This is a genomic window from Rhizobium sp. P2_G9 (assembly GCF_056403475.1).
Genome location: NZ_JBFUFK010000012.1, coordinates 14,485 through 34,379, shown reverse-complemented (window position 1 = coordinate 34,379; position 19,895 = coordinate 14,485). Strand labels below are relative to the sequence as shown.

Sequence of the window (19,895 nt, the reverse complement as noted above, 5' to 3'; positions counted from 1 at the left end):
CCGGTCGGCGGGGGGAGCCATATCATGCCTGAAGGCCAAGCTATTTCATCCGCGCCGGTCCTGGAAGCGCGCGGTATTTCCAAGCAGTTCCTGGCCTCCAAGGCGCTCGATGGCGTCGATTTCTCGCTGATGGGCGGAGAGGTTCACGCATTGCTGGGCGAAAACGGCGCCGGCAAATCGACGCTGATCAAATGCCTTACGGGTGCCTATCACCGCGACGGCGGCGAGATTCTGCTTGCCGGACAGCCTGTCGATCCGCGCAACACGTTCCATGCCCAAAAGCTCGGCATCGGTACGGTTTATCAGGAGGTCAACCTCCTGCCCAATCTGTCGGTCGCGGAGAACCTCTATCTCGGGCGCCAGCCCGTCCGCTTCGGCATGACCCGGACTGGCGAGATGGTACGTCTGTCACGCGCGCTGCTGTCCGAATACGGCCTGGATATCGATGTCAGGCTGCCGCTTTCAAGCTTTTCCGTCGCCGTGCAGCAGATTGTCGCGATCGCCCGCGCGGTGGACCTTTCCGGCAAGGTGCTGATCCTCGACGAACCGACCGCCAGCCTCGACGCCCATGAAGTCGAGGTGCTGTTTTCCATCGTCCGCCGACTGAAGAGCCGCGGCCTCGGCATCATCTTCATCACCCACTTCCTCGAACAGGTCTATGCGATCTCGGACAGCATCACCGTGCTGCGCAATGGCCGGCTGGTGGGCACGCGCAGCACCGCCGAACTGCCGCGCAAGGATCTGGTGGCGATGATGCTCGGCCGCGAACTTGCGGAACAGGAAAAGCACGATCCGGCCGAAGTGCGGAAGGGCGGCGCCGTTCGTTTCCGCTTCAAGCAGATCGGCCGTCGCGGCAGGGTGTCGCCTTTTGACCTCGATATCGCCGAAGGCGAGGTCGTCGGGCTCGCCGGCCTTCTCGGTTCGGGGCGGACGGAAAGCGCGGAAGTCATGTTCGGCGCCCGGCCGGCCGACCAGGGCACGATCGAGATCGACGGCAAGCAGGAGCGGATCGGTTCGCCGGAAGCCGCGATCGCGCATGGCTTCGGCTTTTGCCCCGAAGACCGCAAGACCGACGGCATCATTGGCGATCTTTCGGTTCGTGAAAATATCATTTTGGCGCTGCAGGCACGCCGTGGCTGGGCGAGGCCCTTGCCTCGCTCCGAACAGAATGCGCTTGCCGACCGCTACATCAAGGCTCTGGATATCCGCACAGATGGCCGTGAAAAGCCGATCAAGCTGCTTTCCGGCGGCAACCAGCAGAAGGCGATCCTGGCCCGCTGGCTCGCCACCGATCCGCGCCTGCTGATCCTCGACGAGCCGACCCGCGGCATCGATGTCGGCGCGCATGCGGAGATCATCAAACTGATCCGCGATCTCTGCAGCCGCGGCATGTCGCTGGCAGTCATCTCGTCGGAAATCGAGGAACTGATCGCCTATAGTTCACGCATCCGCGTGCTGCGCGACCGGCAACATGTCGCCGAACTCAGCGGCAGCGAGATGACGGCGGCCGGCATTGTCGACGCCATTGCCGCCACGCATGAAAAAGGACAGGTTGCATGAAGGACGGCGCCCTACTGCGGCGATTGTTGCCACAAATCCTGACGCTCGCGGTCGTGCTTCTGCTGAACGTCATTCTGTTTCCGGATTTTTTCAATATTTCCATTCAGAACGGCCGGCTTTACGGCAGCATTATCGACGTGCTCAACCGCGGCGCGCCCGTTGCGCTGATCGCCATCGGCATGACACTGGTGATTGCCACGCGCGGCATCGATCTGTCGGTCGGCGCAGTGATCGCCATTTGCGGTGCGGTGGCCGCCGCCGCGATCACCGCAGGCTATTCGCTCTTCGCCACGATCGCGTTTGCTTTGCTGCTGGGTCTGGCCTGCGGCCTATGGAACGGGTTCCTTGTCTCGATCCTCAACATCCAGCCGATTGTCGCCACACTGGTGCTGATGGTCGCGGGTCGAGGCATCGCTCAATTGATCACCGCCGGTGCCATCCTGACTTTTGACGATGACGGACTGATCTTCGTCGGCAGCGGCTCGGTCTTCGGCCTGCCCATGCCGGTGGTGATCTGGATTGTCTTCGGCCTGCTAGTGACGCTGCTTGTGCGCAAGACGGCGCTTGGGCTGCTGGTCGAGGCGATCGGTGTCAATCGCCAGGCAAGCCAGCTCTCCGGCGTCAAGACAACAGCGCTGCTGATCGCGGCCTATGTGCTGACCGGGCTTTGCGCCGCGATTGCCGGCCTGATCGTCGCCGCCGACATCAAGGGCGCCGATGCCAACAATGCCGGTCTCTGGCTTGAGCTCGATGCGATCCTGGCGGTCGTCGTCGGCGGCAATTCGCTGCTTGGCGGCCGGTTCAGCATCCTTGGTTCGCTGCTGGGCGCCATGATCATTCAATCGGTCAATACCGGCATCCTCACGTCCGGCTTTCCGCCGGAATACAACCTGATCATCAAGGCCATCATTATCGTGATCATCCTGGTCATCCAGTCGCCGCGCATGTCCGAAATCTCGCAGTTCATTGCCTCTCGCCGCCGCGGGGAGGGCACGCGATGAGGGCGAAATACCTGCCATTGATTGCCACCGTCCTGATCTTCCTGGTGGCTTATGCTCTTTGCATCGCACAATATCCCAACATGCTGTCGACCCGCGTGATCGGCAACCTGCTGACCGACAACGCTTTCCTGGGCATCGCCGCCGTTGGCATGACTTTCGTGATCCTGTCTGGCGGCATCGACCTGTCGATCGGCTCGGTGATCGCCTTCACCGGCGTGGTGATTGCGGTGCTGCTGCGCGACACCGGCATCCATCCGCTTGTCGCCTTTCTGATCGCGCTTGTCATTTCGACCCTGTTCGGCGCGGCGATGGGCGCGATCATCCACTATCTCGAGATGCCGCCTTTCATCGTCACGCTGGCCGGCATGTTCCTGGCCCGAGGCTCCTGTTACCTGCTGACGAACGATTCGATCCCCGTCGAGCATCCTTTCTATAAGGAACTGAAATCCTTCTATTTCAAACTGCCCGGCGGCGGGCGGCTGACCCTGATCGGCATGGTCATGCTGGCAGTCTTCGTTTTCGGCATCATCATTGCGCACCGGACGCGATTTGGTACCAATGTCTATGCCTTGGGCGGCGGCGCGCAGACGGCCAAGCTGATGGGTGTTCCTGTCGGCAGGACCACGATTGAGATCTACGCACTGTCCGGTTTTCTCGCCGGCCTGTCGGGCATCGTCTTCTCTCTCTACACCTCGGCCGGCTATTCGTTGGCGACTGTAGGAGTCGAACTCGATGCGATTGCGGCAGTCGTCATCGGCGGCACGCTGCTGACAGGCGGGGCAGGCTTTGTGGCCGGCACGCTGGTCGGCATCCTGATCCAGGGGCTGATCCAGACCTACATTACTTTCGACGGAACGCTATCGAGCTGGTGGACGAAAATCGCCATCGGATTCTTGCTATTCGCCTTTATCCTCATGCAAAAAGGAATATTGCTGGTGTCGAGGATAAAAAAAGAAACCTGAGGAGGGGTCACATTGCGCAGGGGGGTGCTTGAAGCCGCCATATCCGGCAAACGGACGAGGACGAGCCATTCACAGGTGGTCGACGAGCTCGGCCGGGCGATTATTGCCGGAGAATATCCGGTCGGCGCGACGCTGCCGGGTGACGTCGACCTGGCACAGCGGTTCAAGGTGTCGCGCACTGTTTTGCGCGAAGCAATGAAGACGCTCGCCGCCAAAGGCCTGATCGTGCCGCGGGCCCGCATTGGCACGCGCGTCACCCCCAAGACGCAGTGGAACCTCTTCGACAGCGACGTGCTGAGCTGGCATTTCGACCGCGGTGCCGATCAGGAATTCCTCGATCACCTGAGCGAGATCCGGCTCGCCTTCGAGCCCTTCGCGGCATCGCTGGCAGCCCAGAACGCCACCGAGGATGACATCAAGGAACTCTATCGATTTGCCGAAGAAATGGGCGCCGCCCATCACACGCCGGAGACGCTCGCCGTCGCCGACCTTAAATTCCATCTCTCCATCGCCGAGGCGTCACGCAACCCCTTCATGCGCACCGTCGGCAGTCTGATCGAGGCGGCACTGGTCGGCGTCTTCAAACTGTCGTCGCCGGCCGAGGCGGGCAGCCGCCGCGAGGAAGTGTCGGAAGCGCATACGCAGATCGTCGACGCAATCGCGGCACGCGATGCCGAAGGCGCGGCGGAGGCCATGCGCAAGGTTATCCTCACCGGTCGCAACCGGGTCCGCAGCGCCATCCAGGCGCTCAACACGGATAGCTTTCCGCCGCTGTCGAGCGGCTAATTCCCAGACGCGTCTTGAAGATTAAGCGCCACCGCTTTAGTTTATGGTCCAATTGCAATTGGCGCCCCCCTTGTGACTGAAATCATCGTCATCTTCGTCTTGTTCGTCATCAATGCGTTTTTCGCGATGTCGGAACTGGCCATCGTCTCCTCGAGCAGGCCGCTCCTCCGCCAGATGGCCAAGCAGGGAAACGAGCGCGCGGCAACTGCGCTCAAGCTCGCCGAGGATTCCGGCACCTTTCTATCGACCGTGCAGGTGGGCATCACGCTGGTCGGCATCGTCGCCGGCACATATGGCGGCGCCTCGGCCACCGAGCGGCTCGGACCGGTCCTCAATCAATACCCGCTCATTGCGCCTTATGGCCATGTACTGGCCGGCATTGTCGTCGTTACAGTGATCACTTATTTTTCGGTGATCATCGGCGAACTACTGCCGAAGCAACTGGCGCTGCGCAATCCCGAGCGCATTGCTGTCGCGGTCGCTGGCCCGATGTCTGTGCTCTCGAAGATCACCGCTCCCTTCGTCTACCTGTTCGAAATGTCGGCACGGCTGGTGCTGAAGCTGTTCGGCATGGCAGCCGGTGATAACGAGGAGGTCACCGAGGCGGAAGTGCACGCCGTGCTGGCCGAGGGCGCGGAGAGCGGCGTATTCGAGAAATCCGAACATGAAATGCTCCGTCGCATCATCTCGCTCGCCGACCGGTCGGTGAAATCGATCATGACGCACCGGACGGAGATGGTCTCGCTCGACATCAAGGACACGCTCGACGACGTGGTCGAAGTGGTGCGCGAAGCCGGCCATTCGCGCTACCCGGTCATCGACGGCAGCCCTGACAAGGTGGTCGGCGCGGTGCGCGCCAAGGACATCCTGCGCGCTTCGCTGTCGCCGCGCAGCTTTCTGATGAAAAATTACATGCAGGAGATACCGACGATTCCGGAAATGACGAATTGCCTCAGGGCGTTCGAAATGTTTAAGGCGTCGAACGTGCATATGGCTGTTATCGTCGATGAATACGGCTCGACCGAGGGCATCGTTACGTCTGCCGATCTGCTCGAAGCGATCGTCGGCATTCTGCCGTCCAACTACGACGATGTGGATGACATTCAGATCCGTGAACGCGATGACGGCTCATGGCTGATCGACGGTCGCACGCCCGTCCATGAGATCAAACTGGCTTTCGGCCTCGACGATCTCTCCACCGAGGACGGCTACGAGACGATTGCCGGCTTTGTCGTCCAGAATCTCCGCAAGAATCCGGAGGAGGGCGACAAGCTCGATCAGTATGGCTACCGCTTCGAAGTGATCGACATGGACGGCCGCAGGATCGATAAGATCCTGATGATGAAGATTGGTCGTCCGACTGCTGCGCAAGAAGCCAGTTGATCGATTTTCACACGCTCTGATATTCCGTCGCAAACAACCCGGGAGAATCAACATGGCCGATCGCGTCCTGGCAGTGGTGCTGGCGGCAGGCGAGAGCAAGCGGATGAACTCCGCCAAGTCGAAGGTGCTGCACACGATCGGCAACCTGCCGATGATCTCGCACGTGATGCTGGCGCTCGGCCGCAGCGGTGCTGACTGCATCGCGCTGGTCGTTGGCCGCGATGCGGAGCCGGTCGTGGCCGCAGCGTCCGGGTCCGGTATCGAGGTCCGCGCCTTTGAACAGACCGAGCGGCTCGGCACAGGCCACGCTGTGCTGGCGGCGCGCGGCGAAATCGAAAAGGACTACGATCAGATCCTGGTCGCCTATGGCGACGGGCCTCTGATCGAACCCGCACCGCTGATCGAAGCGCTGGAGAAAGTGCGCGCCGGCTATGATGTCGCGGTCGTCGGCTTCGAAACCGACAAACCCACGGGCTATGGACGCCTGCTTACCAAGGACGGCGAGCTCGTCGCCATCCGCGAGGAAAAGGACGCGACAGAGGCCGAGCGGAAGGTCACCTTCTGCAATAGCGGCATCATGGCGATCGATGGCCGCAAGGCTTTGTCGCTGCTGACGAAAATCACCAACAACAATGTCAAGGGCGAGTATTACGTCACCGACATCATCGAAATCCTCCACCGCGAAGGCGGCAGGGCGGTGACGGTCGAAGCGCCGAGCGACATGGTTGCCGGCTGCAACAACCGGGCGGAACTCGCCGAACTCGAAGCGATCTGGCAGAAGAAGCGCCGCCATCAGTTGATGCTCTCCGGCGTCACGATGATCGCGCCGGAAACCGTCTTCCTGTCGCACGATACGCGGATCGGCCGCGACACCGTGATCGAACCGAATGTCTGGTTCGGCCCCGGCGTCACCATCGACAGTGACGTCGTCATCCACGCCTTCTCGCATATCGAGGGCGCCCATATTGCACCGGGCGCCAGCGTTGGTCCGTATGCACGGCTGCGGCCTGGCGCAGACCTGGGCGAAAAAGCCAAGGTCGGCAATTTCTGCGAAGTGAAGAATGCCGCGATCGGCGAGGGCGCCAAGGTCAATCATCTGAGCTATATCGGCGATGCGATCATCGGCGCGCGGGCGAATATCGGCGCCGGCACGATCACCTGCAATTATGATGGCTTCAACAAGTTCGAAACCCGGATCGGCGCCGACGCTTTCATCGGCTCGAACAGTGCGCTTGTCGCACCGGTGACGATCGGGGCAGGGGCGCTGACCGCCTCCGGCAGCGTGATCACCGAGGATGTTCCGGATGGCGCCGCCGGCTTCGGCCGCGCCCGTCAGGTCAACAAGGAGGGCTATGCGATCGTGATCATGGCACGCAACAAGGCGCTCAAGGAATCAAAGAAGAAGAAATGATATTAGCCGACGCAGGCGAGGCTGCTCGCCGCGCGTCAACCGATCGGCTTGTCAGTGATAGCGGCGAATGAGCCCGACCAGCTTGCCCTGGACCTTGACGCGATCCGGCCCGAAGATGCGGGTCTCGTAAGCCGGATTCGCGGCCTCAAGCGCAATGGAAGCCCCCTTGCGGCGGAAGCGCTTGAGCGTCGCCTCTTCGTCGTCGACGAGCGCCACGACGATGTCGCCCGGGCTGGCCGTGCTGCCGTTGCGGATGATGACTGTGTCGCCGTCGAGGATGCCGGCCTCGATCATCGAATCGCCCTTGACCTCGAGCGCATAATGTTCGCCGCCGCCGAGCATGCCGGCAGGGACTGAAATATCGTGGGTAATGTTCTGGATCGCCGAGATTGGCACGCCGGCAGCAATGCGGCCCATGACCGGGATTGACACCGCGTCACCGCTGTTCTCATTTGCAGCCGGCTTCGGCGCAGGCGCTGGCTGGACCTTGCCGAGCGAGCCTTCGATAACGCTCGGATTGAAACCCTTCTGCGGCGGCTTGATGCTCGGCGAATAGGCCTCGGGCAGCTTGATGACTTCGAGCGCCCGGGCACGGTTGGGAAGCCGGCGAATGAAACCGCGTTCCTCCAATGCCGTGATCAACCGGTGGATGCCGGACTTAGAGGCCAAATCGAGCGCATCCTTCATCTCATCGAACGAAGGGGGCACGCCGGACTCCTTCATCCGCTCATGGATGAACAGTAGAAGTTCCTGTTGTTTTCTCGTCAGCATGGACGTCCCCTTGGGAATCGTGAAACAAATCTCGAACAAACACTATATGTTCCATGTATGTTCCGCAAGGGTTTTAAATATGGTTAACGCGGAGGCCGATAAGCGGCTTTTGCTTATATGCCGGGAACCGCCCACCCACGTTCAATCCGCCGGTCTAAGCCGGCTCGCCCGAGGCATCGGATCTTTGCTTAGGTGGCTATGGCAGGGTCGCACAACGAAAAACCGGACGGCAGGGGAGCCGTCCGGTTTTTACACATGAGCGCGGGCTTGCGGGGAGGGGGTGGGGAGGGGACGCCCGCGCGTCTGGAACTTAGAACTGGAGGGCGGCACTGTGGGAAAGTGCATCCCGTGTGGCGTTGTTTTCACGCACTGCGTTAATGATCGAGGAAACTGCGGTCGCCACGAACATGACGGAAATCAGGCCTGCCATCAGGGTCAGCGTCATGTACATCATCGTCGTCGTCCTTTTCGTCTCTCGTCCGGGTGCGCTGTCGATGGAACCTTTATCCCACATCGCGCACCCGGTTGCTGTTTCCTTGGGAACATGCGCTTCTTGTTATCATTGCGCTGTCCTCCGAACTTGACGCCATATAACCATTGATGATCCGAACCGGCCGTGAATGGGGCGTTCATCCGCCGTTCAGGTTTCTGGCTCACCCGGAAACCATGGATTTTCGGTTGCGCCGATACCACATCCATGACAAAAGGCGGGACCATTTTCGGCAGCGCGCGCAATGACAACAGCCTTCTATCCCGGTTCATTCGATCCCCTGACCAACGGGCATCTGGACGTGCTGATCCAGGCACTCAACATCGCCTCCAAGGTCATCGTCGGCATCGGCGTCCATCCCGGCAAGGCACCGCTGTTCTCCTTCGAGGATCGCGCCTCGCTGATCCGCCTGTCGCTCGAAGACGTGTTGCCGGACCGGATCGGCGACATCCAGGTGATCTCCTTCGACAATCTCGTCGTCGATGCGGCGCGCGCGCATGGAACCAAAGTGCTGATCCGCGGTTTGCGCGACGGAACCGATCTCGACTACGAAATGCAGATGGCCGGCATGAACCGGCAGATGGCGCCGGATATCCAGACGGTGTTCCTGCCGGCCGGCACGGCGTCCAGGCCCATAACCGCCACATTGGTGCGCCAGATCGCCGCGATGGGCGGCGATGTCAGTGCTTTCGTGCCGAAGCCGGTGCTCGCCGCGCTCGAGGAAAAACGCCAACGCTGAGCCCAAAAACAACGGAGCTTCCATGATCTTCCTGAAATCCATCGCCGCGGCCGCATTGCTGCTGTTCGCCGGCCTTGCCGCCCAGGCATATGCCAATCCCAACCAGATCACCATCCAGCTCAAGAACGGTCCGGTCGTGATCCAGCTGATGCCGGATATCGCGCCGCAGCACGTCAAGCGCATCGAGGAACTGGCTGCCAAGCACCAATATGACAATGTCGCCTTCCACCGCGTCATCGACGGCTTCATGGCCCAGACCGGCGACGTCAAGTTCGGCAATCTGAAGAAGGGTTTCGATCCGAACGCGGTTGGCACCGGTGGCTCCGACCTGCCAGACCTGCCGGCCGAGTTTTCGCAAGTGCCGTTCGAGCGCGGCACGATCGGCATGGCCCGTTCGCAGGATCCCAATTCGGCCAATTCGCAGTTCTTCATCATGTTCGCGCCGGGCGATTTCCTCAACGGCCAGTACACGGTGGTCGGCAAGGTCGTTTCCGGCATGGAATTCGTCGACAAGATCAAGCGCGGCGACCCGAACAATAACGGTTCAGTCAGCGATCCCGACCGGATGATCAAGGTCACGGTCGGTAAATAACACCAGGCATTTACGGAGGGTTGCTGAGCAGCCCACGTTCAGAATGCGTCGAGACAACAAGCAAGGAGAAAACCCATGGCCGAGATCAAGGATCCGGAAAACACGCTCATCATGGAAACCACCAAGGGCAAGGTCGTCATCGAGTTGATGCCGAACGCCGCGCCCGGCCATGTGGCGCGCATCAAGGAACTGACCCGCGAAGGCGCCTATGACGGTGTCGTCTTCCACCGCGTCATCAATGAATTCATGGCCCAGACGGGCGATGTCGAATATGGCAAGAAGGGCGGCAAGTCCTTCGATCCGCGCCGCGCCGGCATGGGCGGTTCGGAAAAGCCGGATCTGAAGGCGGAATTCTCGGCGATCAGCCATGTGCGCGGCACCTGCTCGATGGCCCGCTCGCAGAACCCGAATTCTGCCAATTCGCAGTTCTTCATCTGCTTCACCGATGCGCCGTGGCTCAACAAGCAATATTCGGTCTGGGGCCAGGTGATCGAAGGCATGGACAATGTCGACAAGATCAAAAAGGGCGAACCAGTGGTCGACCCTGACGAGATCGTGTCGATGAAGGTCGCCGCGGACGTCAAGTAATCCGTTTTCGATGGACATCGGCCGCTCCGGGGCTTATGCGCCGGGGCGGTTTTCTTTTGTGGCTATACTCCCTGAGCAGGGGAGCGCCTTCGAGTTTCTCATGCGTGTTGACCTTTTCGATTTCGAGCTTCCCGAGGAGCGGATTGCCTTACGGCCGGCGAACCCGCGCGATTCTGCGCGCCTGCTGGCGGTCGATCCGAACACCGAAACGCAGTTCTCGGACCTCGTCGTCCGCGACCTGCCGGATCTGCTGAATCCCGGTGACGTTCTGGTCTTCAACGATACCAAGGTCATCCCTGCGCAGCTTGAAGGCACGCGCATTCGTGATGAAGGGACGGCGTCCGTCTCCGTCACCCTGCACATGCGCGTCGGCCCGAACGCATGGAAGGCCTTTGCCCGCCCAGGCAAGCGTATCAAACAAGGTGACCGGCTGCAGTTCGGCCATTCCGGCAATGCCTGCCTGCTCGGCGCACTCGACGCCTCCGTGACGGAAAAGGGCGAGGCGGGCGAGGTGACGCTTTCCTTCGATCTGTCCGGCCCTGCGCTGGACGAGGCGATCGCCACGGTCGGCCATATTCCGCTGCCTCCTTACATCGCTTCGAAGCGCCCCGAGGACGACCGGGATCGCGCTGACTATCAGACGATTTACGCTAGGGAAGAGGGCGCCGTCGCAGCCCCCACCGCCGGCCTTCACTTCACGCCGCAACTGTTTGAAAGGCTGGATGAAAAGGGCATTGAGCGCTGCTTCGTCACGCTGCATGTCGGGGCAGGGACCTTCCTGCCGGTCAAGGCCGACGATACGACCGAGCATCACATGCATCACGAGATCGGCCACATCGATGGCGCCACCGCTGCAGCGCTCAATGCCGCCAAGGCGCGTGGCAATAAGGTGATCTGCGTCGGTACGACGTCGCTGCGGCTGCTGGAAAGCGCGGCGGACGATAACGGGCGTCTCGCCGCATGGTCCGGCAGCACCGACATCTTCATCACGCCAGGTCACCGCTTCAAAATCGTCGACCGGTTGATGACCAATTTCCACCTGCCGCGCTCGACGCTGTTCATGCTGGTCTCGGCTTTTTCCGGCCTCGAGACGATGTGCAGCGCCTACGATCACGCCATCCAATCCGGCTACCGCTTCTACTCCTATGGCGATGCCAGCCTGCTGACACGGAAAGACTGATGTCCGAAAAATTCGAATTCAAGCTGATCAAGACCGACGGCAAGGCACGGCGAGGGGAGGTGCGCATGCCACGCGGCACCATCCGCACGCCTGCCTTCATGCCCGTCGGCACGGTCGGCACGGTCAAGGCCATGTATCTCGATCAGGTGCGCGACACCGGCGCCGACATCATCCTGGGCAACACCTATCACCTGATGCTGCGGCCCGGCCCGGAGCGCGTCGCGCGCCTCGGCGGCCTGCATGAGCTGATCCGCTGGCCGTATCCGATCCTCACCGATTCCGGCGGCTTCCAGGTCATGTCGCTGTCGGGCCTGCGCAAACTCGACGAAAAGGGCGTGACCTTCAAAAGCCATGTCGACGGCTCGCTGCATTTCATGTCGCCGGAGCGTTCGATCGAAATCCAGGGCATGCTCGATTCCGATATCCAGATGCAGCTCGACGAATGCATAGCGCTGCCCGCGGAATCCAAAGAGATCGAGCGCGCCATGGAAATGTCGGTGCGCTGGGCCGAGCGCTGCAAGGTGGCCTTCGGCGACCAGCCAGGCAAGGCCATGTTCGGCATCGTCCAGGGTGGCGACCAGGCCGGCCTGCGGGTGAAAAGCGCGCAGGCGCTCGCAGCACTGGACCTCAAGGGCTATGCGATCGGTGGTCTCGCTGTCGGTGAGCCGCAGGATGTGATGCTGGAGATGATCGACACGCTCAACCCGCATCTGCCGACCGAAAAGCCGCGTTACCTGATGGGCGTCGGCACGCCCGACGATATCCTGAAATCGGTGGCGCGCGGCATCGACATGTTCGATTGCGTGATGCCGACGCGTTCCGGCCGCCACGGCCTGGCCTTCACCCGCCGCGGCAAGATCAACATCCGCAATGCCCGCCACGCCGAAGATATGCGGCCGCTCGACGAGGAATCATCCTGCCCGGCAGCGCGCGACTATTCCCGCGCCTATCTGCACCATCTCGTGCGCTCCAACGAGGCGCTGGGCGGCATGCTGCTGACGTGGAACAATCTGAGCTATTATCAGGATTTGATGAACGGCATCCGCACAGCTATCGAGCAGGGCCGGTTCGCGGAATTCGCGGCGGAGACCCAGGAAAACTGGGCGAGGGGCGATCTGGCTCCGGTGTAAGGGCCGGGTCTGCATCGGCATCCTTATAAAGCCAAGGACGAGAGCAATTACCTCGCCCTCGCCCCAGTTGTTTCCCTGCAATCGGGAAGAATGATCCCGCTTATTCCTGGAATGTCCCGGCGTTCTTGGCGGCAACTGTCGCCAGATAGTCCATCAGCGGTGGGTTGAGGCAATCATAGGGCTCGAGGCCAAGTTCCTTGAACCGGGCGCGGATGCCATCCATTTTCGATGGGCTGACGCCGGCTTCGATCACCGACGAGACGAATGCCGCAAAGCCCGGTGCGGACCAGCCGCTCTCTGCAAACCGCTCCGGATGAATGAAGCTCAGGCCCTTGAAGGCATGTTCGCGCTCGACCGGGCCATACATGTGCACGCCGCATTCCGTGCAGGCATGACGCTGGATCAGCGCCGAGGGATCGACGACCTTGAGCTTGTCGCCATTCTCGATCACTTCGACATTTTCCGTGCCGGTCACGGCGACGACGGAGAAGGTGGCGCCCGCCGGCTTCCAGCACTTGGTGCAGCCGCAGGCATGGTTATGAGCGACGTCACCCTTGATCTTCAGCCGCACGGTGCGCGTCGTGCAGAGGCAGGAAAGCGTGCCGCCGGCGAAAGAGCCGCTGCCGGCCTTGACGCCGCCGTCGATAGAGGGATGCAATGCTACGGATGCCATGGAAAATCCTCCCAGATTTGCTTTTGAATATACCGTCCCGACAGGCACTCTTTCATGAGAGCCGATGTTTGGCAACATCATCCTCAGCACCAAAAAGGATGGCATGACGTCGCGCATAGACAAAATTCTCGGCAAGCGTTGTCGGGCAGGGTGCTTCGCCACCGTCCTTGAGCCGTGAACGGTCGAGACGGGCCGGAAAAGGAGAAACAAGATGCGTAGAATTGTTGCAGCGACATTCGTCAGCCTCGACGGCGTCATGCAGGCGCCCGGTGGGCCGGAGGAAGACCCGACAGGCGACTTCAGGTTCGGCGGCTGGACGTTCCCCATCTTCGATGAGGAGACGGGCGTCGCGCTCGGCGGCATATTCGAAAAACCGTTCGACCTGCTGCTTGGCCGCAAGACCTATGACATTTTCGCCGTCCATTGGCCGCATGCCGGCGACGACCCGATCGCGACCGCGTTCAACAGCGTGACGAAATATGTCGCAACCCATTCGCACGCCACGCTTGCCTGGCAGAACAGCAAGTCACTGGGTGATGACATTGTAGCTACACTCAAATCAATCAAACAGAGCGATGGTCCGGACCTGCTGATCCAAGGTTCAAGCAATCTCATCCAGACGCTGCTGCAGCATGCCCTGATCGACGAGTTCACACTTTTGATCTTTCCCGTCGTGCTGGGTAACGGCAAGCGGCTGTTCGGCAACGGCACCACGCCGTCGGCAATGAAGCTCACCAAATCGCGAAGCTTCGGCAGCGGCGTGATCGTGGCCACCTACGAACCTGACGGCGAGGTCAAGACCGGCTCGTTCCAGCTCACCGATCCGTCGCCCGAAGAAATTGAGCGACGCAAGAATTTGGCCTGAACAGCGCAAGGATCGGCATCCGGTCTCAAATATCCTTGCTGACCGTGTCCGCCACGATGGCGACGCCGTCGATCTTATAGCTGCCATCCGGCTGGCGCGACAGCTTATAGAGCGCGCGCCAGTTCCTGCCGTCCGTGCCGGTGATCAAAAGTTCATGGATGACGGTCGCACCGTCATCGACGGACTTGCTGCGGCCGAAAGCATAGTTGCCGGGATGATAGACCGGCGCGTAGCTCTTCTTGACCATGTCGAAGAAGACGGTCTTGTCGGGGAACTTTGTCTTGATGCCGGGCGCGGCAAAGGAATAGGCCGTGTCGGCATCATTCTTCAGAAAGGCATCGATCTGGGCTTCGATCACCTTGCGCGATGCGGTGATGGCAAGGTCTTCGGCGTGGAGCGGCACAGCAGCCAGTGAAAGGGTGAAAGCGATGAGACAGGCAGGCATTGCACGCATGGCGGACCTCCAAATCATTTGCTCGTCGAAACCAGATCACAGGGAGCCGGCGAGCATTGTATACGGAGAGGCGGATATTCAAGATCACTGTCGCGTGATTGGAGAATCGACGCCGAGTGCCACAGCCTATACGCAGGGTAGGGGATCAGCCACCGTCCTGCAAATGTATCACGAACACTTCGGTTGGCGTCCTATAGCCAACGCATTTTGGTGACAACGCGTTGAGATAAGGCGCCTCCAAATAAATAGCTGCCAAAATAGCTATTTGTGGTCACCATCGCTCGCAAGTGTAGCCTCCCTCGCCATCGAATTTTCCTTGACTGGCTTTCTGAAATCGACTGCACTTTACTACTGAGGTGCCAGTCGAGACGTGGTGGGATTACTCAGCCAAAACACAATCAAGAAGCGACAATAACTATTTTTTCGCGCCTGTACTCTCGATCTGGACATTGGGGCGGTCATGGTGCGATAGTTAAGCATTAGCTAACTTACCGACCAGCCGCCTTGAGCTGCATCATCGGTTTGCGGCGGTCGCGCTGGAGGGTTCCAACCTGGGAGGATTGGAGCATGACCGCTAGGAGCATCGGAGGGCATATCCACCTCGGCAGTGGCTTTACGCCAGAGGAAAAGGCAAAGATCAGGACCGTAATCAAGGACGCCTATGAGAATTCGGCGAGCGCCAAGGCCATGTTTAACCGCCTGGGTGTCTCGGAGCCGGATCTTACGATCAAGAAGGGCGACGGTTTCCATGGCAACCCTGATACCAACATCGTTACCATCGATCTCGGTAACTATCTCACGGATCGCACCGTCATCGATGCACATGGAAAGGCGGTAAACTATACTCTGCAATTCGCGCTGCTTCATGAAATCTCGCACGCGCTGAACAATCTTCATGATCCGACGCCGCAGCAATTGGCAGCACACGATTATGTCGGGGACAATGTGCGCTTCGAGAATCACATGCGCGACGAACTCGGCAAGGACGCGAGAACGTCCTACTACAATATCATGAAGAACAATGAATTTGCCGACCGTCCACCCGGTTTCGACAACGGCTACACGCACGGAGCGAAGATCGACCTCGGGGTTATTTCCAATCACACGACCGGTGCAGTTATCGATACAACGAGCCTGGGATCGTCCAGCGACCTCCTGATAGGCGGAAGCGTGGCGAACAACGCGTTCACGTCCGGCGCAGGCGCAGATTTCCTATATGGTTTCAAAGGCTTGGACAAGTTGGACGGAGGCGACGGAGACGACTTTCTGTTCGGCGGCGACGACAACGATATCCTGATCGCCGGCACGGGCAGCAACACGCTCGATGGCGGCACCGGCAAGGACGTGGCCGAACTCACCGGCTTCAAGTTCACCAATACGCTCACCGTGGCCGGTGACACGCGCACCTTCGTCAATCAGATCACTGGCGAGCAAAATGTCCTCAAGAACGTGGAAACGGTTCGCTTCACGGCATCGAGCTTACCGTTGCCCACGGCAATCACGTCCACCTTCGTCGCCCCCGACAGTGCAACAACGCTTGTGCAGAACGATGACGGCTCACAGGAAGCCTCTTTGACGCAAGCGTTCGAAAAGGGGTTCAACTTCTTTGGCACGAAATACACGTCGGTCTTCGTCAACAACAATGGCAATCTCACATTCGGCGGCGCGCTGAGCGGCTACACGCCCGGTACGATCGGCGGGAATTCGGGTTTGCCGATCATCGCCGCTTTCTGGGCGGACGTAGATACCCGCGGCGGCGGCGGGACTGTGTCTTACGGCTACAACGCTTCCCATGACAGCTTCGTCGCCACATGGAGCAATGTCGACTATTTCAACGCGACGGCCACGGACCATGCCAGCCTCAAAAACTCCTATCAAATTGAGATCTTCGACCAAGGGGCCGGCGATGCCGAAATCGTCATCCGCTATGGCGACCTCAATTGGACGACCGGCGATGCCTCCGGCGGCTCGGGCGGCCATGGTGGCACGGTCGCACGTGCTGGCGTCAATTCCGGCAACGCGGCCTTCCAATATGAAATGCCCGGGTCGGGGACTGAGGCTGCAATGCTCCAGCTGAACACCACGACCAATTGCGACCGCGCCGGTGTCTGGCGATTCTCCGTTCACAATGGCACGATCATAGAGGATGCGGGCGCGCCCGACGCCCACCACAGTGCGGATATGGACTGGGCCATTCTCTGAGCCTCTCGCTGCCGTTAGCAGCGGTTATGCCTCAGACCACGAGAGCGTTGTACCGCGTCACTCAAATGCGGGGAGTGTGACATTCTTACTTTGCTGAGTCAGGACATTCTAACTTTGCGCCACATCCAAACGATGTCAAAGCTGATTAGAGGTGCGATGCGTCTGGCCAGTTAGGAATGCGACATTGTCTCAGCTGGTCAGCCCCGCTTCGACCGGCTGGTCGGGGTTGCAAGGGAGGAGCGGGGCGGGTGAGGCGCACCGGCCAGCGATGTCTCGCTAACGCTTCAACTGCATAACATGAATGTGCAGATCGTGGGGGCTATCGGCGCAAATGGCATGCCATGCCTGCTTGGCCTGAACGTCTTTCTCCAACCCAAGACGCATAATGTCGTCAGCCCGTCTGGAGAAAATTTCTGGATATGACGATCGCACGGCTTCAAACAACCAACCCTGTGGGTTGCTTTTCCGAAGCTCAACAGTCTTCGTTTCGTTCCCCAGCTTCAGAGTGTAGCGGAACAACGGCACGACGACCTCCATCGCGTTATCTTCATGCACGCGCGTTATCTAACGCATTTACTCTGCGGCTTCCATCCTCGCTATGGCCTGCTGACGCCTGGCAATGACTTCCGGATCGTTCATGAAATCCGTCCTAGGACCGGGCTTGCGACCGCGCTTTTGATAGCCGTTGCTCTGGCTGCCATCGGCGATCCCAAACATATGATCCGTCTGGCCGGTGCGACGCGGTCCGCTCTTGCTGCGTTGTTGTTCCCGTCCAGCCTGAAGTTCAGCCACGGCTGAGAGCATATCGTCCAGCCGCTTGTTGTCGACGATCTCGGCCCGGTGCACTGACCGCAAGGTGTCGAAGGTTCTGTAGGGCAGGGCATAACTCTCGTGCATGATCTCAAGACGACCATCCGGATAATCGCAGACAATAACCTTCTGGCCCGCCAATGACTTGGAAAGTTCGGTCGGGTCGAGAATGAATAGCACCTTGTCGTAGCGTAACGTCAGGGATTGCGACAGCGTGCGAACTTCCTTCCGGCACATGGCGCCATCGAGGTTCTCATGCTCGGCCAACGGTCGGTGCATGTCTTTCGGATTGCGCGGTTGCTTGCCGAAACGAGCGTTGAAAGCGGCAATGAATTCAGGCGCATAGGCATTGGCAGCCTCGATCGTGTCGATGCCGCGAAGCCGCATCTCCTTCACCAACCGATCTTGCAACGTCTGATTGGCGCGTTCCACCCGGCCCTTGGCTTGCGGTGTGTTGGCGCAGATAAGGAAATTTCGAGGAATAACTGCATCGACTTTTGGCTTAGAAATCCGCGTGCAGACTGCCTGCCATCGAAAAAGCGATTCACTTATTTCCCCACGCCGCCTAATGTCGATGTTCAGCTCATAGAGCGCCCGCCCGAACTGGGTCAGGCCACTCGTCCGGTCCTTCTCCGAGGCATGGGTCGAACGGAAGACGCCGTGCTTGTCGCTGTAGAACGCCAGCGGCTTGCCCCATTGCTGAAGATAAGCCTTCGTCGCATGCAGATAGTCGAACGTGTTCTCCGATCCGGCAAACCGAAGATGCAACAGCCTGCCAGTGGCGTCATCGATGTAGACGAGCAGAGCGCATTTTGGGCCGCGGTTCTCAAACCACCAGTGATGCGAGCCATCGATCTGCACGAGCTCGCCGAAACAATCGCGACGGCCACGCGGCTGGAAAACTCGCTTCTTGCGCTCGCGCCGCGAGATCCAGATGCCGGCTTCGGTCATCCATTGCCGCAACGTCTCCTTGGCGACCGAGATATGGTGCAGCTCGATTAGTTTCTCGCGCGCCAGTGTCGGACCGAAATCCAGATAACGCTCGCGGATCAAATCCAGCGCCGCATTGCGGAAATCTTCGCTGTGGCGTCGATTGCTGGGCCGCGATCGCTTCTTCGAAACCAGACCGGCCGCACCGGAATGGTCATAGGCCTGCAAAAGCCTATGCACCTGACTGCGGCTGAGATCGAGCAACTCGGCCGCCTGGACGACGCTTAGGCGTTGGTCGCGTATCTTCTGGATGACCTCGAGGCGATGCAATTCTTTCTGCGACATGGTGATCAAACAAGGCATGACGACTCCGACCGCTCATGGTCTCGACCAGGCTGAAGGTCGTCATCCTTGCTCCCAACGTTGGCATTGACCAGCACGTCGAGAGGCGAGACTGTCGCATCTCTAACTGGCCCAACTGTCGCATTACTAAATAGCCTCTACATCCGATGATCGCATAAGATAGATTATGGAACTTGCGGATGGTTCTGATCCCGTTGCTTTTTCACCTGAGCCGCCGTTTGCAACGTTGTGAATGTCTTCAGGGTTCGTATTGGCATCTCAACACGGGTCATCACAGTTTCGCGATAAACCTATCCGGGCCTCTCGCGTTCTGCGTTATCATGATCGCGGAGCCCAAAACGGCACACCCGGAAATTTTTGCTTCACGACTATTCAATTCTTTTGCCGCAGACTAGCCGGAAATAACGGGGCCATTTCATGCTCGGTTTCATTTTCGGCTTCAATGCCCGTCTTGGACGCCTGGCCTATTTTCTCAGCTGCATTGCCTTCGGCGTCGGCGTGACCGTCCTTGCCATTCTTCTTGTTGTGGGTCTTTCTCGCGACGGCGCCGCGGGCGCCGCACACCATCCAGACATGGCAGTGGCGATCGCCATCATCGTCCTCGTCATACCGGCGATATGGCTGGGAACTTGCCTTGTGTCCATGCGCGTCCGGGACATTGGCTGGAACCCGGCAATCATCCTGCCGGCCGTGTGGGCGATCATTGCTGCCGACGCCTATGTTGCCGTGATTGTCCCCGATTGGGCCTTGCCCGGCGAGCGATTTGGAACAGTCTTCGGCGCGGCGATCAACTTCGTGTTCAATCTTACAGTGACCTTCTGGCCGGGTGCCGGCTATGACGCATCGGCAGTCACCGTCCCCGACGCATTCAAGCCGCGCAGCGAGCCCGCCATGCACCCCTCCGCCGCCGCAGCAAAGCCGGCGCAGCAGCCCGCACCGGCGACGCGACAAGCACCAGCCGGCAGGAAAACCTTCGGCCGCCTCGGGCTGCAGCACTGAGACGGC

20 protein-coding genes are annotated in these 19,895 nt (G+C 59.9%); 14 read left to right on the top strand and 6 right to left on the bottom strand.

Annotated elements, in window-relative coordinates; all coding sequences use genetic code 11:
- The first annotated feature begins 24 nt into the window (after nt 1-24).
- From ytfR to glmU, 6 genes are all read left to right on the top strand, one after another.
- The gene (ytfR, locus tag AC1DYF_RS11875; protein ID WP_477876938.1) at nt 25-1,560 is read left to right on the top strand and encodes a galactofuranose ABC transporter, ATP-binding protein YtfR; all 1,536 of its coding nucleotides are present in this window, start codon (nt 25-27) and stop codon (nt 1,558-1,560) included.
- Entirely contained in the window at nt 1,557-2,561 is a 1,005-nt protein-coding gene (locus AC1DYF_RS11870) for an ABC transporter permease (protein ID WP_477876937.1), read from the top strand. Before ytfR ends, AC1DYF_RS11870 begins: the two co-directional genes overlap by 4 nt.
- Nucleotides 2,558-3,523 (top strand): galactofuranose ABC transporter, permease protein YjfF, encoded by a 966-nt coding sequence (yjfF, locus tag AC1DYF_RS11865; protein ID WP_477876936.1) that lies wholly within the window; start codon nt 2,558-2,560, stop codon nt 3,521-3,523. The genes AC1DYF_RS11870 and yjfF overlap by 4 nt, the downstream gene beginning before the upstream one ends.
- 12 nt (nt 3,524-3,535) lie before the next feature.
- Nucleotides 3,536-4,309, top strand: a complete 774-nt coding sequence (locus tag AC1DYF_RS11860) for a FadR/GntR family transcriptional regulator (protein WP_477876935.1) — start codon at nt 3,536-3,538, stop codon at nt 4,307-4,309.
- A gap of 72 nt (nt 4,310-4,381) precedes the next feature.
- Nucleotides 4,382-5,692: a hemolysin family protein gene (locus tag AC1DYF_RS11855; protein WP_477876934.1), complete on the top strand. Its 1,311-nt coding sequence runs from the start codon at nt 4,382-4,384 to the stop codon at nt 5,690-5,692.
- Nucleotides 5,693-5,744: 52 nt separating this feature from the next.
- Nucleotides 5,745-7,103: a bifunctional UDP-N-acetylglucosamine diphosphorylase/glucosamine-1-phosphate N-acetyltransferase GlmU gene (gene glmU / locus AC1DYF_RS11850; protein ID WP_477876933.1), complete on the top strand. Its 1,359-nt coding sequence runs from the start codon at nt 5,745-5,747 to the stop codon at nt 7,101-7,103.
- Nucleotides 7,104-7,154: 51 nt separating this feature from the next.
- Here the strand turns inward: glmU and lexA are convergent, their stop codons facing one another.
- Together lexA and AC1DYF_RS11840 are read right to left on the bottom strand one after the other, a co-directional pair.
- Nucleotides 7,155-7,874, bottom strand: coding sequence for a transcriptional repressor LexA (lexA, locus tag AC1DYF_RS11845; RefSeq protein WP_477876932.1), 720 nt, complete (start codon nt 7,872-7,874; stop codon nt 7,155-7,157).
- Nucleotides 7,875-8,184: 310 nt separating this feature from the next.
- Nucleotides 8,185-8,328 (bottom strand): hypothetical protein, encoded by a 144-nt coding sequence (locus AC1DYF_RS11840; protein WP_477876931.1) that lies wholly within the window; start codon nt 8,326-8,328, stop codon nt 8,185-8,187.
- Nucleotides 8,329-8,608: 280 nt separating this feature from the next.
- On the opposite strand from AC1DYF_RS11840, the gene coaD reads away from it, so the two are divergent.
- From coaD to tgt, 5 genes are all read left to right on the top strand, one after another.
- On the top strand, nt 8,609-9,103 hold the full coding sequence (gene coaD, locus AC1DYF_RS11835) for a pantetheine-phosphate adenylyltransferase (RefSeq protein WP_477876930.1): 495 nt from the start codon (nt 8,609-8,611) through the stop codon (nt 9,101-9,103).
- Between the two features lie 22 nt (nt 9,104-9,125).
- Nucleotides 9,126-9,695, top strand: coding sequence for a peptidylprolyl isomerase (locus AC1DYF_RS11830; RefSeq protein ID WP_477876929.1), 570 nt, complete (start codon nt 9,126-9,128; stop codon nt 9,693-9,695).
- A 75-nt stretch (nt 9,696-9,770) separates the two neighbouring features.
- A complete protein-coding gene (locus AC1DYF_RS11825; RefSeq protein WP_477876928.1) occupies nt 9,771-10,283 on the top strand; it encodes a peptidylprolyl isomerase in 513 nt (170 codons plus the stop codon).
- A gap of 100 nt (nt 10,284-10,383) precedes the next feature.
- Nucleotides 10,384-11,463, top strand: coding sequence for a tRNA preQ1(34) S-adenosylmethionine ribosyltransferase-isomerase QueA (queA, locus tag AC1DYF_RS11820; protein ID WP_477876927.1), 1,080 nt, complete (start codon nt 10,384-10,386; stop codon nt 11,461-11,463).
- Nucleotides 11,463-12,593, top strand: a complete 1,131-nt coding sequence (gene tgt / locus AC1DYF_RS11815; protein ID WP_477876926.1) for a tRNA guanosine(34) transglycosylase Tgt — start codon at nt 11,463-11,465, stop codon at nt 12,591-12,593. Before queA ends, tgt begins: the two co-directional genes overlap by 1 nt.
- Nucleotides 12,594-12,693: 100 nt before the next feature.
- Here tgt and gfa read toward each other — a convergent pair whose 3' ends face one another.
- Nucleotides 12,694-13,266, bottom strand: a complete 573-nt coding sequence (gene gfa, locus AC1DYF_RS11810; RefSeq protein WP_477876925.1) for an S-(hydroxymethyl)glutathione synthase — start codon at nt 13,264-13,266, stop codon at nt 12,694-12,696.
- A gap of 211 nt (nt 13,267-13,477) precedes the next feature.
- On the opposite strand from gfa, the gene AC1DYF_RS11805 reads away from it, so the two are divergent.
- A complete protein-coding gene (locus AC1DYF_RS11805; RefSeq protein WP_477876924.1) occupies nt 13,478-14,131 on the top strand; it encodes a dihydrofolate reductase family protein in 654 nt (217 codons plus the stop codon).
- A gap of 25 nt (nt 14,132-14,156) precedes the next feature.
- Here AC1DYF_RS11805 and AC1DYF_RS11800 read toward each other — a convergent pair whose 3' ends face one another.
- Nucleotides 14,157-14,585, bottom strand: coding sequence for a DUF4864 domain-containing protein (locus AC1DYF_RS11800; RefSeq protein WP_477876923.1), 429 nt, complete (start codon nt 14,583-14,585; stop codon nt 14,157-14,159).
- A gap of 567 nt (nt 14,586-15,152) precedes the next feature.
- Between AC1DYF_RS11800 and AC1DYF_RS11795 the strand changes: the two genes are divergently transcribed.
- Nucleotides 15,153-16,787, top strand: coding sequence for a nidogen-like domain-containing protein (locus tag AC1DYF_RS11795; RefSeq protein WP_477876922.1), 1,635 nt, complete (start codon nt 15,153-15,155; stop codon nt 16,785-16,787).
- Between the two features lie 276 nt (nt 16,788-17,063).
- Here the strand turns inward: AC1DYF_RS11795 and AC1DYF_RS11790 are convergent, their stop codons facing one another.
- Both AC1DYF_RS11790 and AC1DYF_RS11785 read right to left on the bottom strand, forming a co-directional pair.
- A complete protein-coding gene (locus AC1DYF_RS11790; protein WP_440478565.1) occupies nt 17,064-17,324 on the bottom strand; it encodes a hypothetical protein in 261 nt (86 codons plus the stop codon).
- A gap of 36 nt (nt 17,325-17,360) precedes the next feature.
- Complete coding sequence (locus AC1DYF_RS11785; RefSeq protein WP_477876921.1) at nt 17,361-18,890, bottom strand: ISNCY family transposase; 1,530 nt, start codon at nt 18,888-18,890, stop codon at nt 17,361-17,363.
- Between the two features lie 417 nt (nt 18,891-19,307).
- On the opposite strand from AC1DYF_RS11785, the gene AC1DYF_RS11780 reads away from it, so the two are divergent.
- Nucleotides 19,308-19,889 (top strand): DUF805 domain-containing protein, encoded by a 582-nt coding sequence (locus AC1DYF_RS11780; RefSeq protein WP_477876920.1) that lies wholly within the window; start codon nt 19,308-19,310, stop codon nt 19,887-19,889.
- The last annotated feature ends 6 nt before the right edge of the window (nt 19,890-19,895 follow it).

Excerpts from the sequence above, each read along its gene's own strand:
- ytfR (WP_477876938.1), top strand. The coding sequence starts at position 25 with ATGCCTGAAGGCCAAGCTATTTCATCCGCGCCGGTCCTGGAAGCGCGC.
- AC1DYF_RS11870 (WP_477876937.1), top strand. The coding sequence starts at position 1,557 with ATGAAGGACGGCGCCCTACTGCGGCGATTGTTGCCACAAATCCTGACG.
- yjfF (WP_477876936.1), top strand. The coding sequence starts at position 2,558 with ATGAGGGCGAAATACCTGCCATTGATTGCCACCGTCCTGATCTTCCTG.
- glmU (WP_477876933.1), top strand. The coding sequence starts at position 5,745 with ATGGCCGATCGCGTCCTGGCAGTGGTGCTGGCGGCAGGCGAGAGCAAG.
- lexA (WP_477876932.1), bottom strand. The coding sequence starts at position 7,874 with ATGCTGACGAGAAAACAACAGGAACTTCTACTGTTCATCCATGAGCGG.
- AC1DYF_RS11840 (WP_477876931.1), bottom strand. The coding sequence starts at position 8,328 with ATGATGTACATGACGCTGACCCTGATGGCAGGCCTGATTTCCGTCATG.
- coaD (WP_477876930.1), top strand. The coding sequence starts at position 8,609 with ATGACAACAGCCTTCTATCCCGGTTCATTCGATCCCCTGACCAACGGG.
- AC1DYF_RS11830 (WP_477876929.1), top strand. The coding sequence starts at position 9,126 with ATGATCTTCCTGAAATCCATCGCCGCGGCCGCATTGCTGCTGTTCGCC.
- AC1DYF_RS11825 (WP_477876928.1), top strand. The coding sequence starts at position 9,771 with ATGGCCGAGATCAAGGATCCGGAAAACACGCTCATCATGGAAACCACC.
- queA (WP_477876927.1), top strand. The coding sequence starts at position 10,384 with ATGCGTGTTGACCTTTTCGATTTCGAGCTTCCCGAGGAGCGGATTGCC.
- tgt (WP_477876926.1), top strand. The coding sequence starts at position 11,463 with ATGTCCGAAAAATTCGAATTCAAGCTGATCAAGACCGACGGCAAGGCA.
- gfa (WP_477876925.1), bottom strand. The coding sequence starts at position 13,266 with ATGGCATCCGTAGCATTGCATCCCTCTATCGACGGCGGCGTCAAGGCC.
- AC1DYF_RS11805 (WP_477876924.1), top strand. The coding sequence starts at position 13,478 with ATGCGTAGAATTGTTGCAGCGACATTCGTCAGCCTCGACGGCGTCATG.
- AC1DYF_RS11800 (WP_477876923.1), bottom strand. The coding sequence starts at position 14,585 with ATGCGTGCAATGCCTGCCTGTCTCATCGCTTTCACCCTTTCACTGGCT.
- AC1DYF_RS11795 (WP_477876922.1), top strand. The coding sequence starts at position 15,153 with ATGACCGCTAGGAGCATCGGAGGGCATATCCACCTCGGCAGTGGCTTT.
- AC1DYF_RS11790 (WP_440478565.1), bottom strand. The coding sequence starts at position 17,324 with ATGGAGGTCGTCGTGCCGTTGTTCCGCTACACTCTGAAGCTGGGGAAC.
- AC1DYF_RS11785 (WP_477876921.1), bottom strand. The coding sequence starts at position 18,890 with ATGCCTTGTTTGATCACCATGTCGCAGAAAGAATTGCATCGCCTCGAG.
- AC1DYF_RS11780 (WP_477876920.1), top strand. The coding sequence starts at position 19,308 with ATGCTCGGTTTCATTTTCGGCTTCAATGCCCGTCTTGGACGCCTGGCC.